Source organism: Paenibacillus sp. sgz302114, assembly GCF_056120345.1.
On record NZ_JBVYOI010000001.1, the window covers coordinates 476,096 to 491,463 of the forward strand.

At 50.7% G+C, this 15,368-nt stretch carries 13 protein-coding genes; 12 read left to right on the forward strand and 1 reads right to left on the reverse strand.

All coding sequences use genetic code 11. The annotated features are described in order from the left end of the window. The first annotated feature begins 842 nt into the window (after positions 1 to 842). The 7 genes from hisS (at position 843) to AC0LWF_RS02190 (ending at position 10,160) form a co-directional block, all read left to right on the forward strand. A complete protein-coding gene (hisS, locus tag AC0LWF_RS02160; RefSeq protein ID WP_474649926.1) occupies positions 843 to 2,090 on the forward strand; it encodes a histidine--tRNA ligase in 1,248 nt (415 codons plus the stop codon). Between the two features lie 62 nt (positions 2,091 to 2,152). Continuing rightward, on the forward strand, positions 2,153 to 3,973 hold the full coding sequence (gene aspS / locus AC0LWF_RS02165) for an aspartate--tRNA ligase (RefSeq protein ID WP_474649927.1): 1,821 nt from the start codon (positions 2,153 to 2,155) through the stop codon (positions 3,971 to 3,973). A gap of 82 nt (positions 3,974 to 4,055) precedes the next feature. Then, positions 4,056 to 4,811, forward strand: coding sequence for a tRNA threonylcarbamoyladenosine dehydratase (locus AC0LWF_RS02170; RefSeq protein WP_474649928.1), 756 nt, complete (start codon positions 4,056 to 4,058; stop codon positions 4,809 to 4,811). After that, positions 4,808 to 5,473, forward strand: a complete 666-nt coding sequence (locus AC0LWF_RS02175; RefSeq protein WP_474649929.1) for a YdeI/OmpD-associated family protein — start codon at positions 4,808 to 4,810, stop codon at positions 5,471 to 5,473. Before AC0LWF_RS02170 ends, AC0LWF_RS02175 begins: the two co-directional genes overlap by 4 nt. Before the next feature lie 263 nt (positions 5,474 to 5,736). Beyond that, positions 5,737 to 7,086, forward strand: a complete 1,350-nt coding sequence (locus AC0LWF_RS02180) for an Nramp family divalent metal transporter (protein ID WP_474650449.1) — start codon at positions 5,737 to 5,739, stop codon at positions 7,084 to 7,086. A gap of 163 nt (positions 7,087 to 7,249) precedes the next feature. Next, positions 7,250 to 8,554 (forward strand): replication-associated recombination protein A, encoded by a 1,305-nt coding sequence (locus tag AC0LWF_RS02185; RefSeq protein ID WP_474649930.1) that lies wholly within the window; start codon positions 7,250 to 7,252, stop codon positions 8,552 to 8,554. A gap of 256 nt (positions 8,555 to 8,810) precedes the next feature. Beyond that, positions 8,811 to 10,160, forward strand: a complete 1,350-nt coding sequence (locus AC0LWF_RS02190) for a hemolysin family protein (protein ID WP_474649931.1) — start codon at positions 8,811 to 8,813, stop codon at positions 10,158 to 10,160. A 107-nt stretch (positions 10,161 to 10,267) separates the two neighbouring features. Here AC0LWF_RS02190 and mnmA read toward each other — a convergent pair whose 3' ends face one another. Further along, positions 10,268 to 11,365, reverse strand: coding sequence for a tRNA 2-thiouridine(34) synthase MnmA (gene mnmA / locus AC0LWF_RS02195; protein WP_474649932.1), 1,098 nt, complete (start codon positions 11,363 to 11,365; stop codon positions 10,268 to 10,270). 249 nt (positions 11,366 to 11,614) lie between these two features. On the opposite strand from mnmA, the gene cymR reads away from it, so the two are divergent. From cymR to AC0LWF_RS02220, 5 genes are all read left to right on the forward strand, one after another. Further along, complete coding sequence (cymR, locus tag AC0LWF_RS02200; protein WP_474649933.1) at positions 11,615 to 12,034, forward strand: cysteine metabolism transcriptional regulator CymR; 420 nt, start codon at positions 11,615 to 11,617, stop codon at positions 12,032 to 12,034. A gap of 13 nt (positions 12,035 to 12,047) precedes the next feature. Then, the gene (locus tag AC0LWF_RS02205; protein ID WP_474649934.1) at positions 12,048 to 13,205 is read left to right on the forward strand and encodes a cysteine desulfurase family protein; all 1,158 of its coding nucleotides are present in this window, start codon (positions 12,048 to 12,050) and stop codon (positions 13,203 to 13,205) included. Between the two features lie 17 nt (positions 13,206 to 13,222). Then, positions 13,223 to 13,774, forward strand: coding sequence for a PRC-barrel domain-containing protein (locus AC0LWF_RS02210; RefSeq protein WP_474649935.1), 552 nt, complete (start codon positions 13,223 to 13,225; stop codon positions 13,772 to 13,774). Beyond that, on the forward strand, positions 13,771 to 13,965 hold the full coding sequence (locus AC0LWF_RS02215) for a hypothetical protein (protein ID WP_090572911.1): 195 nt from the start codon (positions 13,771 to 13,773) through the stop codon (positions 13,963 to 13,965). The genes AC0LWF_RS02210 and AC0LWF_RS02215 overlap by 4 nt, the downstream gene beginning before the upstream one ends. 135 nt (positions 13,966 to 14,100) lie before the next feature. Next, positions 14,101 to 15,171 (forward strand): AI-2E family transporter, encoded by a 1,071-nt coding sequence (locus AC0LWF_RS02220; RefSeq protein WP_474649936.1) that lies wholly within the window; start codon positions 14,101 to 14,103, stop codon positions 15,169 to 15,171. The last annotated feature ends 197 nt before the right edge of the window (positions 15,172 to 15,368 follow it).

The window sequence follows — 15,368 nt, forward strand, 5'->3', positions numbered from 1 at the left end:
TTGAATATATTACTTTGATGGACCTACAACTTGTTTGTAGGTCCTTTTTCTTTATAGGGCAGAATGCCCTATAAACTAACTTCTCCCGCGATGACATGCGGGCCTCCAGGTTACCGTGGAGTGCAACGACACCTGGTAACCATCCCTCGCTCCCAAGGTAAAGCGGGTCCCGCAAGGGACGTAAAGCGAGCCAAGCACGGAATATCCATTAATGCGCCTCACTGTCAGAACTCGTTCCCATGGTCCCGTAAGGGACACCAGGTCGCTAAACAACGCCAAACGTTAAGCGTGTCCCGCAAGGGACGAAAGCGATCCAATCGCAATTCCCACTTCGCGAGCGCTTCTCTGTAACTCCAACGTTCCCTCGTTCCGGGTGTCCAGAGGGTTGGTAAACCCTTGGGGTCCCCCTGATGAGGGGGATTTAGGGGGTGTATGAAGTTAGGGGGATGGTTTCCTCTTGACTTGACTTGTGTCAATGAGTACAATAGAAGTTATATTGTGTCGATCCGTTGAAAGGACCGCTTCGTTCTACCCGCACCTACTCAGAGAGGGATTCCATGGCTGCAAGAATCCTTGGCGTGCTTGAACGAACAGACTTCCTGGAGGACATACGGTGAACCTGCATGTGCTGCTTCGCAGCTTTGCTCATTAGCTGTATTGCGTAGTCGGGCGTTAACCGATAAAGCGAATCAGTGACGACTTATGATGTCAGATGTCATTGCTTCGGAATGTGGGTGGTACCACGGTAGCTTTGTACTTTACAAGCTCTCGTCCCTTTTGCCTTATTTGAGGCGGAGGCACGGGGGCTTTTTATGTATCCATTATGTTAAGGGGGTAAGGACATGGGGTTTCAGAAGCCTCCGGGCACGCAGGACTTCCTGCCAGGCTCGGTAGAGAAATGGCAATTTGTCGAGAGTAAAGCGCGTGATATTTGCCGCCGCTTTAACTTCCGCGAAATTCGGACGCCAATGTTTGAAATGACCGAGCTGTATAAGCGCGGTGTAGGTGAGACGACGGACATCGTAGAGAAAGAGATGTATACCTTCACCGACCGCGGAGACCGCAGCCTTACTCTGCGTCCGGAAGGAACGGCAGGAGCGGTTCGCGCTTATGTCGAGAACAAGCTGTACGGCGAGCCAGATCTAACGAAGCTGTACTATATCGGACCAATGTTCCGCTATGAGCGCCAGCAAGCAGGCCGTTACAGACAGTTCCACCAATTCGGCGTAGAAGCGCTTGGAGCAGTTGATCCGGCACTCGATGCGGAAGTTATTGCTCTAGGCTACACGTTCTACGGCGAAGTGGGTCTGAAGGATGTGCGCGTGGAGATCAACTCCGTGGGCACGCCTGCAGTTCGCGCCGCATTCCGCGAGCGTCTGCTTGAATTCCTAACGCCAATGCGCGAAGTGCTCTGCAAAGACTGCCAATCGCGTATGGAGCGTAATCCGCTGCGTGTTCTCGATTGTAAGACGGACCAGCATCGTTTTGACGATGCGCCTTCGATTCTGGATAGCTTGGATGACGAATGCCGGACGCACTTTGAAGCGCTGCAGCAGCACCTTACAGGCATGAACATTCCTTTTGACATCAATCCTCGACTCGTACGCGGCCTTGATTATTACACGCACACCGCGTTTGAGTACAAAGCAGAAGGCATTGGCGCGATTGATACAATTGGCGGCGGAGGACGTTACAACGGTCTTGTTGCCGATATCGGCGGTCCGGACCAGCCGGGCGTCGGACTTGGTCTAGGCTTGGAGCGTACTGTCATGCTGCTTGAGAGCCAAGGCGCGCAGGTTGATAATATGCACCAGGTCGATATATACATGGTCGCACTAGGTGAAGCAGCTGACCGCGAAATAACGCGTCTGCTGCATGGCTTGCGCCTTCGCGGAGTGTCCGCTGAGCGTGACTACCAAGGCCGTAAGATGAAGGCGCAGATGAAATCTGCTGACCGTCTGCAAGTACGCTTCACAGCAATCCTCGGCGATGATGAGCTTGAGCGCGGAGAAATTGCGCTGAAGAACATGGCGACTGGGGAGCAGAAGTTCGTAAAGCTCGATAAGATCGCAGACGAGATTTTGCGTTAACACAGGCACCACCATAATAGATGCTTTTTTCATACCCATAATAAAAGGAGCGAGTAACAATCATGATGTTAAAAACACACGCTTGTGGAACACTTACGAAAGCGGAAGTAGGCCAAACGGTTACACTAAACGGCTGGGTTCAGCGTCGTCGCGACCTTGGCGGCGTTCTATTTATCGACCTGCGCGACCGTACAGGCATTGTACAAATCGTATTCAACCCGGATTTCTCCGGTGATGCGCTTGCTATCGCTGACCGCGCCCGCAATGAGTTCGTGCTTGCCGTTCGCGGTCAAGTCGTAGAACGTGATGCTGAAACAGTTAACAGCAACATCGCTACTGGCGAGATTGAAATTCGCGTTACGGAAATCGAGATTATGAACGCAGCGAAGACGCCTCCGTTCCCAATCGAAGACGGCGTTGAAGTGGATGAATCACTTCGTCTGAAATACCGCTATCTTGACCTTCGCCGTCCAGAGATGCAGAAGACATTGCTTCTTCGTTCGAAGGCCGCGAAAGTATTCCGTGACTATCTTGACGGTGAAGGCTTCATCGATGTTGAAACGCCGATCTTGACGAAGAGCACGCCGGAAGGCGCGCGCGACTACCTCGTACCGAGCCGTGTGCATCCGGGCGAATTCTTCGCACTGCCGCAATCGCCGCAAATCTTCAAACAATTGCTCATGGTGAGCGGACTTGAGCGCTACTACCAGATCGCTCGTTGCTTCCGTGACGAAGACCTTCGTGCTGACCGTCAGCCAGAGTTCACGCAAGTCGACATCGAGACGTCGTTCCTGTCTCAGGACCAACTGCTCGACCTTATGGAAGAACTTGTTGTGAAGCTGTTCCGCGAAACGGTAGGCGTTGAAATTCCGCGTCCGTTCCAGCGCATTACGCATGCAGATGCAATGAACAAGTATGGTTCCGACAAACCAGATCTCCGTTTCGGCATGGAAATGGAAGATATCACGGACATCGTTTCAAACAGCGACGTGAAAGTATTTGCATCCGTAGCAGCAAGCGGCGGCGTAGTGAAAGTGCTTAACGCTAAAGGCTGCGCGAGCTGGAGCCGTAAAGAGCTTGACGACCTGCAGCCGTTCGCAGCACGCTATGGCGGTAAAGGCCTTGCTTGGGTAACGGTTAAAGAAGGCGAATGGCGCGGTCCGATCGTGAAATTCTTCAAGCCGGAAGAAATCGAAGCAATGACAGAACGTCTTGGCGTTGAAGAAGGGGACTTGCTTCTGTTCTCCGCAGACAAGAAGAAGGTCGTAGCCGATGTTCTTGGTAACTTGCGTCTGAAGATCGGTAAGCAGCTTGGTCTGATTGATGAGTCCAAGTTCAAGCTGGAGTGGGTTGTTGACTTCCCGCTGCTTGGTTACGATGAAGAGGCAAAACGTTACGTAGCAGAGCACCATCCGTTCACGCGTCCGAACGACGACGACATTGCCCTGTTCGAGACAGATCCAGGCGCTATCCGCGCGCAAGCGTATGACCTTGTTCTGAACGGCTACGAAGTAGGCGGCGGTTCGATGCGTATCTACAAGCGTGACGTACAAGAGCTCATGTTCAAAGCGCTTGGCTTCTCGATGGAAGAAGCTTACGAGAAGTTCGGCTTCCTGCTTGATGCGTTCGACTATGGTACACCTCCGCACGGCGGCTTCGCATTCGGCTTTGACCGACTTGTCATGCTGCTGGCTGGCCGCACTAACCTGCGTGAAACGATCGCATTCCCTAAGACGGCAAGCGCAACAGATTTGTTGACAGACGCTCCGTCCGAGGTGGACATTGCCCAGCTGCAACAGCTGCATATCCGTACGATCCAGAAGCCTGCGAAGCAGCCTGAAACAGCTGCTGCAGCTGCAACCGCAGCAGCGCAGGAGAATTAATCCATTCACCGGCTTTCGCCCGCGGTTTAAGCGGCGGAAGCCGGATTCTTTTGACACTACTAATAAGTAAGAGGTGTATTTCATGCTGCACCAGTTTTCACGCACGGAGCTAGCGATCGGCCCGGAGGGGCTTGAGATCATGAAAGGCGCAACCGTTGCTGTGCTCGGCATCGGCGGCGTCGGCTCCATAGCAGCTGAGGCGCTTGCGCGTACAGGCGTAGGACGCATAATTCTGATCGACAAGGACGTAGTCGACATTACGAACATTAACCGCCAAATTCACGCGCTCACCACAACGGTTGGGCAGCCGAAGGCGGACTTGATGCGCGACCGCATCAAGTTGATAAACCCAGACTGCGAAGCGATATCGCTGCGCATGTTTTATACGGAAGAGACATACGAGAAGCTATTTGAGTACGATCTTGATTATGTGCTTGACGCCTCGGATACGATTTCGTACAAAGTCCATCTGATTAAGCAGTGCTTGGAGCGGAAGATTCCGATGATCTCAAGCATGGGTGCCGCGAACAAAATGGATCCGACAAAGTTCCAGGTAGCGGACATTTCCAAGACGTCGATGGACCCGATTGCTCGCGTCGTACGCCAGAAGCTGCGCAAGGACGGCATCAAGAAAGGTGTTAAGGTGGTCTTTTCGACGGAGGAGCCGATGAAGCCACGCGTTGACGTTACGCAGCGTATCGTTCCGGATAACGCGCCAGAGATTCGGAAGGCGCAGCAGCCGCCGGCAAGCAATGCATTCGTACCACCAGTCGCTGGACTCATCATGGTCAGCGTTGCTGTGAAAGATTTGCTCGCGCAAGGGGGACAACCAGTATGAACGCAGAACTCGTAAATAAGCTGCGCTTTTCGTTAGATATGCGCGCAGTCGTTATGGAAGTGCCAGAGCCGGAGCTTCTTGAGGAGCTGGGCTTGGAAAATAGCGGTAAAGTGGATGAAATGGACAGCGGCACGTATGATTTTGTCATGCTGTTCGTCAAAGACATCGCAAGCTTGAATGAGCATTCGCCAAAAGCGCTCAAGGCGGTTAAGAAGGATGGATTACTCTGGATTTGCTATCCGAAAGGCACATCCAAGATGAGGACAGACATCAATCGTGACCGTGGTTGGAGAGTCGTGAAGGATGAGGGCTGGGAAGGAGTGTCGCTTGTTTCGATCAACGAGACATGGTCTGCAATGCGTTTCCGTCCGGTTGGAGCAGCTCAGACAAGTGCTAGAGCGAGCCGTGCTGCTGACCTGAGCCGCAGAACAGAGCCAGTATCCAAAGAAATCGTCGTTCCAGACGATGTGCAAGCGGCGCTTGCATCCTATCCGGAGGCGGAAGCATTCTTCGCGGAGCTCGCGCCTTCCCATCGCAAGGAATATATTCGCTGGATCAACGAGGCGAAACAGGAAGTAACACGGGTTAAACGGATCATGGAGATGACCGAGAAGCTATCTAACAAGCTGAAACGTCCTTCGGACAAGCCGGTCGCGAAATAAAGACTACGATTACGAAAGCCGCTTCGGTGTTTACAGTCAGGCAACTGCTGTAGGCGCTGCGAGCGGTTTTTTTGTGCTTTTTCAGCGGATAACTTGTTTGCCTTACGATAAAGTTTTGTCCCATTCAACAAAAGTTGCCTTTGACAAACTTTTTTGTAGGTGTACAATGAAAATAGGAAACAATGGTTTCGCACCTGCATATTTGTAGGGTGTAGCTTTAGCGCATAATAGGACGATACGACGTTCATAAGAGGTGAAAGATGATGAGTGAACAATCGACTCCACTCGCACATGAGAATAGTGGCTGGCGTTATCCAAGGAAGCAGAATACATTGCCTGAAGTTTATCGCTCGATGAAGATCCCGAAATCAGCTTCCTGGTTTCGCAAGTTTCTCGCTTTTGCTGGACCTGGCTATTTGGTGGCGGTCGGCTACATGGATCCGGGCAACTGGGCAACGGACTTAGCTGGCGGTTCCAAATTCGGTTATACGCTGCTCGCGGTAATCTTGCTCTCCAACCTGATGGCGATACTGCTGCAGGCGCTAGCAGGCAAGCTTGGTATCGTGACAGGGCGAGACTTGGCACAAGCCTGCCGAGATCATTACACCAAGCCAGTAGCGATGGGGCTGTGGGTGATGTGTGAAATCGCAATAGCGGCCTGCGATCTGGCGGAAGTGATTGGGTCGGCGATTGCGCTTAACTTATTGTTCGGTATACCGCTTATAGCCGGTGTTGCCATAACCGTGCTCGATGTGCTCCTCGTGCTGTTGCTGCAGAACAAGGGCTTTCGTTATATCGAAGCACTCGTAATCGTACTTATTGTCACGATTGGCGGCTGTTTCTTGATCGAGATCTTCTGGTCACAGCCTGAGATCGGTGCTGTAATGAAAGGCTTTATTCCAAGTAGTCAGATTATTACGAATCCGGAAATGCTCTACATTGCCATCGGTATCCTCGGTGCGACCGTTATGCCGCACAACTTATATTTGCACTCATCAATCGTGCAGACTCGTCAATTTGAACAAACAGCGCTTGGCAAGCGCCAAGCGATTAAATATTCAACATGGGATTCGACGATCGCGTTATTTTTTGCACTTTTCATTAACGCTGCTATTCTCATTATCTCCGCAGCAACTTTCCATACGACGGGCCATACTGATGTAGCGGATATTGGAGAGGCATATGGTCTGCTGTCGCCGATGCTGGGCACAGCTGCAGCAAGCGTATTGTTCGGCGTTGCGCTGCTGGCATCTGGGCAGAACTCGACACTTACAGGCACGCTCGCAGGTCAGATCGTCATGGAAGGGTTCTTGAACCTCCGTGTCGCACCGTGGCTCAGAAGGCTCATTACGCGGCTCATTGCCATTATTCCAGCGGTCATCGTTACTTGGCTGTATGGCGCAAACGGAACGATGCAGCTGCTTATTCTAAGCCAAGTCATCCTGTCGCTTCAGCTGTCTTTCGCAGTCATACCACTTGTGAAGTTTACAAGCGATAAGAAGAAGATGGGCGAGTTCGTCAATAAGCCTTGGATGAAGTGGTTGTCATGGATAGTTGCGATTGTGATCGCAGGTCTGAATATCTATTTGCTGTATCAGACGTTTACAGGTTAATTCATAAAGATGTGGCTAGCGACGATAGGGCATTTCTCGGGTCTCGAGAAGTGCCCTTCTTGCTGTCTTCAAGTTGTCTTCAAGCTGTCTTCACACTGTCTTCATGGCGAACGTTTGTGCTTGTGTGCTATGATAGATGGGTGAAAAGGATGTGTGAATACGAATGGATCTGTTTACTTATCAGAACGAAGAAGAGGCGCCTCGGGCCAAGCTGCTAGCTGACCGGATGCGGCCTCAAACCATAGATGAATATATTGGGCAGACAGACATTGTCGGTCCAGGAAAGCTGCTGCGGCGGGCAATTGAAGCCGATCAGGTATCTTCCATCCTGCTGTACGGACCTCCTGGCTGCGGCAAAACAACGCTTGCACATATTATTTCGATGCGGACGCAAGGCGAGTTTGTGAAGCTGAATGCTGTTGAAGCTTCGGTAAAAGATGTCCGTGAAGTGATTGACCGTGCGAGAATGACCAAATCGATGTACGGCCGCAAAACAATTCTGTTCCTCGATGAAGTGCATCGCTTCAACTCCTCGCGTCAGGATGCACTGCTGCCTGCGGTGGAGCAGGGTATTATTATCTTTATCGGCGCGACGACAGAGAATCCGTTCCACTACGTGAACGGGGCTTTGCTGTCACGCTCCACGCTGTTCCAGCTCGAATCGCTGACGCGCGAAGATGCGCTGACGGCGATGAAGCGTGCGCTTGCAAACAAGGAGCGGGGCCTTGGCTTCATGGACCTGCACGTGGAGGAAGCCGCACTGCAGCATATCGCGAGCATGGCTGGGGGCGATATTCGGCGTGCGCTTAACGCGATTGAGCTTGCGGCAGTGACAACTCCGTCGCAGCCAGACGGCTCAGTCATCGTGACGCTTGAGGTAGCGGAAGAGTCCATCCGGAAGCCGACCATCCGTGCGGATGAATCGACGCAGTACGATGTGCTGTCAGCATTCCATAAGAGCGTGCGTGGTTCGAGCGATGCGGCGCTGTTCTGGTTTCTTTATGCCGTCGAGAAGCTTGGCATGGACCCCATGACATTCGTAAGACGACTAATCGTCGCGTGCAGCGAAGATATTGGCCTCGCGAACCCGCAGGCAATGGTACAAGCGGTCACGGCAATGGACGCGTATCATAAGATTGGATGGCCGGAAGCGAAATACAACATTACGCAAGCGATTCTGTTCGCTGTTGAAAGTCCGAAGTCGAATGCAGCCGCAATTGCGATCGGCAATGTGATGAACACGATTGAGCAGATTGGTTCTGCGGAAGTTCCGCTGCATTTGCGGGACACGCATTACAGCGGGGCGCAGCGGCTTGGCCACGTTGGCTACAAATATCCGCATGATTATCCGGGGCATTATGTGGAGCAGCAGTATTTGCCGGATCGAATCGCGAAGAAGAAGTTCTATCAAGCGACGAATCAAGGCATGGAAGACAAGATTCGACAAAACCAAGAACGGCGTAAATAGTGATAAATACCGCTCATAACTGCTTAAACGATAGCAGGAGCTAGAAAATGGCGCATAAAGGCCGACCTTTACCGAATAAACATTACTAAAACCCGAATTTGAGCCAGAAGGTGGGATGACGGCGTTTGACGTAAAGTTAATCCATCGACTAATCTAGTATTATAACATTTCTTTATAATTTTCATTCCCCGAAGGAGGTGCACCTGTTCGTCGTGAGCGTAGTTAACGTCAGCTGCGTGCGGCAAACAGGGAATCGTTGAGTAGTGACCCGTTACCCTTATTTTTAAGTCTTTTATTAATTGTAGTGCTCGTCTTTCTAAACGGATTTTTCGTTGCAGCTGAGTTTGCGATGGTTAAGGTGAGAAGCAGCCGGATCGATACGCTCGTCCTGGACGGCAATCGCCGCGCAGGTTTTGCTTCGCGGCTAACCAACAATTTAGACGCATACTTGTCAGCTTGTCAGCTCGGAATTACGCTTGCTTCGCTTGGTCTTGGTTGGGTTGGTGAACCAGCGATCGGGCACATTATTGAGCCATTGCTCAAAAGTCTTCACCTTGGCGAAGTTGCCGTGTCCACAGTATCCTTTGTAATTGCATTCTCGATTATTACGATACTGCACATCGTACTTGGCGAATTGGCGCCTAAGACGTATGCGATTCGTAAGGCAGAGCCCGTAACGTTATGGACGGCCATGCCGCTCATCGCATTCCACAAGCTGATGTACCCGTTCATCTTCTTACTGAACGGAACGGCGAACTGGTTGCTGAAACGTATCGGCATTGAACCAGCAGCTGAGCATGAATCGGCGCACACTGAGGAAGAAATTCGGATCCTCATGAAAGAAAGCCATAAATCCGGACTAATTGATAATACTGAGCTTACGCTTGTCGATAATATATTTGATTTTGCGGAGACGCATGCGAGAGAGATTATGATTCCGCGGACAGAGATGATCTGTCTATATGCGAACCTGTCGTTCGAGGAGAACCAAGCGATTGCACTCAAAGAGATGCATACACGCTACCCGGTTTGTGACGGCGATAAGGATAACATCATCGGCTTCGTGCACATTAAAGATTTACTGAAGGTTACTCAGCAGGGACTATCCGATTTCCGTATCATTACGCGTCCAATGACGACGGTGCCTGATTCGATGCATATTAGCGCGCTACTGAAGCTGATGCAGAAGAAGAAGACGCAGATCGCCATACTTATTGATGAATATGGGGGCACTTCTGGTCTTGTAACGCTGGAGGATATCATTGAAGAAATCGTCGGTGAAATTCAGGATGAATTCGATGAGGAACGCCCTGATATCGAGCCGCGCGAGGATGAATCACATTCGATTAACGGCATGATGTTGATTGAGGAAGTAAACAGCTATTTCGGTATCGAAATCGAGAGCGACGACTATGACACGATCGGCGGCTGGATGTACGCACAGATCGAGAATCCGCCAACTAAGGGCGAGCGGGTCGTTCATCCGGATGGCTTCGAATTTGTAATCGAAGAGACCGATCATCTGCGCATCTCGCGTATCGTCATCCGTAAGCAGACGGAGAGCGAACAGGATGAGGAAGAAGAGCTGCGGGCTGAAACGGGCTAATTGAAATAGGAAGCACTCGAACTTTGGTTCGGGTGCTTTTTTTTGAGCACAACTCCCCGCCGAAAAAAACAACCCCACGTCCATAGACGTAGGGCTGTTCCAAAAAGCTACTGATTCACAATATCAATTGTACCGCCGCCTAAGCATACATCTCCGTCGTAGAAGACAACCGCTTGTCCAGGAGTGATCGCTTTCTGCAGACTGTCGAAGACGACTTCCGCTGTAGTGCCGTCAGCGCGCAGCGTAATGGTTACGCCTTGGTCCGGCTGGCGATAGCGGAACTTCGCCGTGCACTTCAATGGTCCCTCTGGCTTAACCGGTGAGATCCAGTTGATTCCAGTCGCTACGAGGCTGTGCGAATACAGGCTCGCATGCTTATCTCCTTGAACGACGTAGAGGATGTTCTCCTTCAAGTCTTTCGCAGCGACGAACCAAGGCTCGCCATTGCCAGAGCCGCCGATGCCAAGCCCTTGCCGCTGGCCGAGCGTGTAATACATAAGTCCGTCGTGACGGCCTTTCGTCTCGCCAGTCTCAATGTCGACCATTGCGCCAGGCTGTGCCGGCAGATAGCCGCTCAGGAATTCCTTGAAGTTACGCTCGCCGATGAAGCATACGCCCGTACTGTCTTTTTTCTTAGCGGTGTAGAGTCCGAACTCCTCCGCAATACGTCTAACCTCTGGCTTCGGCAGATGCCCGATCGGGAACATCGCTTTCTCTAGCTGGTCCTGACGCAGCGCGTGGAGGAAGTAGGTCTGATCCTTATTTGAATCTACGCCACGCAGCAGCTTTGATTCACCGTCTGCCGTGCGCTCTAAGCGGGCATAATGACCAGTAGCTAAGTAATCCGCGCCAAGCTCGATCGCCTTTTGCAAGAAGTCGCCGAACTTAATTTCACGGTTGCACATAACATCCGGGTTCGGTGTGCGGCCATTACGGTACTCATCGAGAAAGTATGCGAACACTTTATCGAAATATTGTTTCTCGAAATTGACCGTATAGTAAGGAATGCCGATCTGGTCGCAGACGCGGCGTACGTCCTCTGCGTCCTCTTCAGCCGTACAGTGGCCGAATTGATCGGTGTCATCCCAGTTTTTCATGAAAATACCGATAACGTCATAGCCCTGCTGCTTGAGCAGCAGCGCGGTAACAGATGAATCAACGCCGCCGGACATGCCGACAACGACACGAATTGAAGAATTGCTCATAACTAGTTAGACACCTTCCTTTAGTTCCGGCCCATCTTCATCTTCCAAACGAACGAGAAGGAAGCCGCTTGCGTTTTTATATTGTAGCACATTTTGCAAATGATTTTCATGAAAACGTCATGTTTTATCAACATAAAACCTGTCTAGTATGTTAACATAGATATGATATGGGAATACCATGGATTAAGATTTCTTGAATGCATCAGCCTTTAAATAGGATTAAGTTTTGCTTGGGAAGAGGTGCAGCAGTTGAAAATTTCTACTAAAGGCCGCTACGGTCTAACGATTATGATGGAGCTTGCAGGCAAATTCGGTGAAGGACCTACTTCGCTTAAAAGTATAGCGGAACGTAATCATTTGTCGGAGCATTACTTGGAGCAGTTGATTGCCCCTTTGCGCAACGCAGGTCTAGTGAAGAGTATTCGCGGAGCATATGGCGGCTATATTTTGTCCAGAGATCCGGTAGAAATTACTTCGGGAGACGTCATTCGAATACTAGAAGGGCCCATCTCGCCGGTTGACTTCACTGAAGAAGATGATCCAGCTAAGCGCGATCTATGGCTTCGCATTCGCGACAGCATTGCGGAAGTGCTAGACTCGACGACACTTGCAGATCTCGTCTCGTTCAAGGAAGAGGGTCCGAAGGACTCCTACATGTTCTATATTTAAGGATGATGTGCGAATGAAACGGATTTATTATGATCATGCGGCTTCCACGCCGATACACCCTGAAGTAGTGAGCGAAATGATGTCTGTATACACAGGCACATTCGGTAATCCGTCCAGTACCCATGCATATGGACGCGGTGTGCGCCAGCTGCTAAATCGTGCGCGTGACATACTTGCATCCAGCATCGGTGCTACTCCGGCAGAGATTGTGTTCACCGGAGGCGGAACCGAGAGCGATAACATGGCGCTGATTGGCGCGGCCAGAGCAGTTCGTAAACAGCACGGCAAAACCCATATCATCACGTCTGCGACGGAGCATCACGCCATCCTTCACGCAAGTGAAGCGCTCGAAGAAGAGGGATTCCGCGTAACCATATTGCCAGTGGACGAGCACGGACTCGTATCGCCCGCTGATGTGGCAAACGCAATTGAAGCGGAAACCGCGATTATTAGCATCATGTATGTGAATAATGAGACCGGAACCATCCAGCCGATCCTTGAGATTGGGGAGCTGGCCCGATCTCGCGGTGTGCTCTTTCATGTTGATGCCGTACAAGCGCTCGGTACGATTGCTATTGATCTTAAGCAGTTGCCTGTTGATCTTATGAGCTTCTCCGCTCATAAGATTAATGGGCCGCAAGGCGTTGGCGCACTCTTCGTGCGTAAAGGCGTAACGCCCCAGCCATTCTCGCATGGCGGCTCGCAAGAACGAAACAGACGCGCGGGCACAGAGAATGTTGCCGGCATTGTCGGATTTGCGAAAGCTGTTGAACTTTCTGTGAATTCGATCGATGAACGGAAACTTTTGCTCAGTCAGCTTCGTCTTAGATGGATAGAGCGTATGATTGAAACGGTAGGAGCAGATCAGATTGCAATTAACGGTCATGATACGATGCAAGCCCCGCACATTCTAAACATGAGCTTTATCGGCATCAGCACGGAGACGATGCTCATGAATTTGGATTTGGTTGGCGTTGCGGCATCTGGCGGATCGGCTTGTACATCAGGTGCGCTTGAACCCTCGTATGTGCTTAATGCGATGGACATTTCTATCGAAAGACAAGCATCTGCTGTACGATTTAGCTTCGGATTGGGAAATACTATGGAGGAACTCGAGCAGGCCGCAAAAAAAGTTGCAACTTTTATAGGCCGTGTTCGTACTAATGCCTAGGAGGCTTTCCTAAAACGGTGCTAAGACTACAGCATGTGATCGGGCTTCCGGTCGTTGAGATGAGTGCCGGCAAGCAGGTCGGCCATGTGAAGGATGCATGGTTTGACGAGCACTGGCAGCTCGGCGGAATTATTTTGGACGCCGGCAGACGATTCTTGACAGCAATGAAAGCAGTGCTCTGGAGTGAAGTGCTCGTCTGCGGATCGGATACCGTTATTATTGTGAATGCGGCATCTGTGCGGAAGACGAAGCAAGCAGAAATTCAGCGTTCATTCCAAACTGGAATGATCCGTTTGAAAGATTTACCCGTCGTGACTACGGATGGTGAACAACTTGGCCGAGTATCCGATGTTTATTTTGATCAATTACAGGGTACACAAATAGTAGGCTATGAGTTGACTGATGGTTTTATAGCGGACATGATGGAAGGTCGTAAGTGGCTTCCGGTGCCGCGGCTAACAGAAGAAGTCATGCTCGGAGAGAATGTCATAATTGTACCGGCCGGCAGCGAGGCATACCTTACCCCGGTCGCAGTTTCTGAGTCGGATATAGGGAGAAATGAACTATGAAATGCCCAAATTGCAGTTCCAAGGATATCGGTAAAATCGGATCGCACCAGTATTATTGCTGGGGCTGCTTCATTGAATTGACGGTGAACGGCGAGAAGATGTCAGTGTACCAGGTTGAAGAAGACGGTACGCTGAGCTCGCTGGACGATCTATTCTTTGAAGATGATATGCCGCAAGTGCATGCGAATTAGCGCATCATAAGGAACAGTTAGACGACCTCTGGCGAGAGGTCGTCTTTTTTCATCTTCGGGATGAAAACGACAGCCTGTACATATACTGTTAGTACGTTTGCAATTTTTTGCGCGTCCAAGGGAGGAGTCGATGCCGTGGAACGCTTTACGAACAATCGTCTATTTGTATGGCTCGTCTATCTGATTCTGGGGCTGGTTGCCCTTTATTTACTGCTGCTGCTGAAGCCGATCATCGCACATGTTTATGTGTTTCTGCGCGCGATATTTGCACCGTTCTTAATTGCTATGATTATTTCATATGTGCTCAACCCGATTGTCAGTCTGCTGAACGAACGCAGAGTACCCAGGACGATCGCGGTTCTGCTCATCTATGCGGTGTTCTGCGGGACGTTAACCGTCATTCTAATGAACGCTATTCCGATGTTTCTGGAGCAGCTGCAGGAGCTGAATGAGCATATGCCGGATTTGACGATGAAGGCGCAGGGGATCGTGAATGACTTGAACAATTCGTCGTTTCTGCCTGAGAGCATTCGCGGCGGAATCAACAAGTCGATCTACAAGCTGGAGAAGCAGAGCTCGGACGCAATCTTCAGCTTCATCAATAACATCGGGGCGATGATCAACATCGTATTTATTGCGTTCATCATCCCGTTTCTGGCGTTCTATATATTGAAGGACTTCGAGGTGTTCGAGCGGACGCTGCTGACTTATGTGCCGAAATCGCATCGCAAGCATGCTGTCCGGCTATTAAAAGATATCGACAACGCGCTTGGCAGCTACATTCGTGGTCAGTTTCTCGTCTGCGTCATTGTTGGCACACTCGCTTATGTAGGGTATCTGATTATCGGTATGCCCTATGCGCTGCTGCTCGCAAGCGTGGTAGCTGTGACGAACATTATCCCGTATCTAGGTCCGTTCTTCGGCGCAGCGCCTGCGCTTGTAATGGCATCAACGGTTTCTGTCAAAATGATGCTGCTCGTCGTTGTCGTCAATACCGCCTGCCAAATCCTTGAGGGTAACATTATATCGCCGCAAGTGGTAGGCAGAACGCTGCATATGCATCCGCTGTCGATTATATTCGTGCTGCTCGTCGGAGGCGAGTTGGCAGGTATTGTCGGCATGATTCTAGCGGTTCCGATATTCGCTGCGCTGAAGGTTATCATTCAGCATTTCTTCGCTTATTACGTTAGGCGAAAGACGGTTTGACATTGTATGCCTGTTATGGATATACTAATGGCAACTACGTCAAACCGAATATCGAAATCGTAGATGAAACATAAAGTAAGTCATAGACCGCTGCCCAGAGATAGAATTTCTTCGTGAGTGCTGTAAGGCGCCCACGTCGGCTGTGAGAATTCTAACGGCGAAGGATGGCTGAAAGCTGGTTTCGGAGAGTGAATGAA

Excerpts from the sequence above, each read along its gene's own strand:
- hisS (WP_474649926.1), top strand. The coding sequence starts at position 843 with ATGGGGTTTCAGAAGCCTCCGGGCACGCAGGACTTCCTGCCAGGCTCG.
- aspS (WP_474649927.1), top strand. The coding sequence starts at position 2,153 with ATGATGTTAAAAACACACGCTTGTGGAACACTTACGAAAGCGGAAGTA.
- AC0LWF_RS02170 (WP_474649928.1), top strand. The coding sequence starts at position 4,056 with ATGCTGCACCAGTTTTCACGCACGGAGCTAGCGATCGGCCCGGAGGGG.
- AC0LWF_RS02175 (WP_474649929.1), top strand. The coding sequence starts at position 4,808 with ATGAACGCAGAACTCGTAAATAAGCTGCGCTTTTCGTTAGATATGCGC.
- AC0LWF_RS02180 (WP_474650449.1), top strand. The coding sequence starts at position 5,737 with ATGAGTGAACAATCGACTCCACTCGCACATGAGAATAGTGGCTGGCGT.
- AC0LWF_RS02185 (WP_474649930.1), top strand. The coding sequence starts at position 7,250 with ATGGATCTGTTTACTTATCAGAACGAAGAAGAGGCGCCTCGGGCCAAG.
- mnmA (WP_474649932.1), bottom strand. The coding sequence starts at position 11,365 with ATGAGCAATTCTTCAATTCGTGTCGTTGTCGGCATGTCCGGCGGCGTT.
- AC0LWF_RS02205 (WP_474649934.1), top strand. The coding sequence starts at position 12,048 with ATGAAACGGATTTATTATGATCATGCGGCTTCCACGCCGATACACCCT.
- AC0LWF_RS02215 (WP_090572911.1), top strand. The coding sequence starts at position 13,771 with ATGAAATGCCCAAATTGCAGTTCCAAGGATATCGGTAAAATCGGATCG.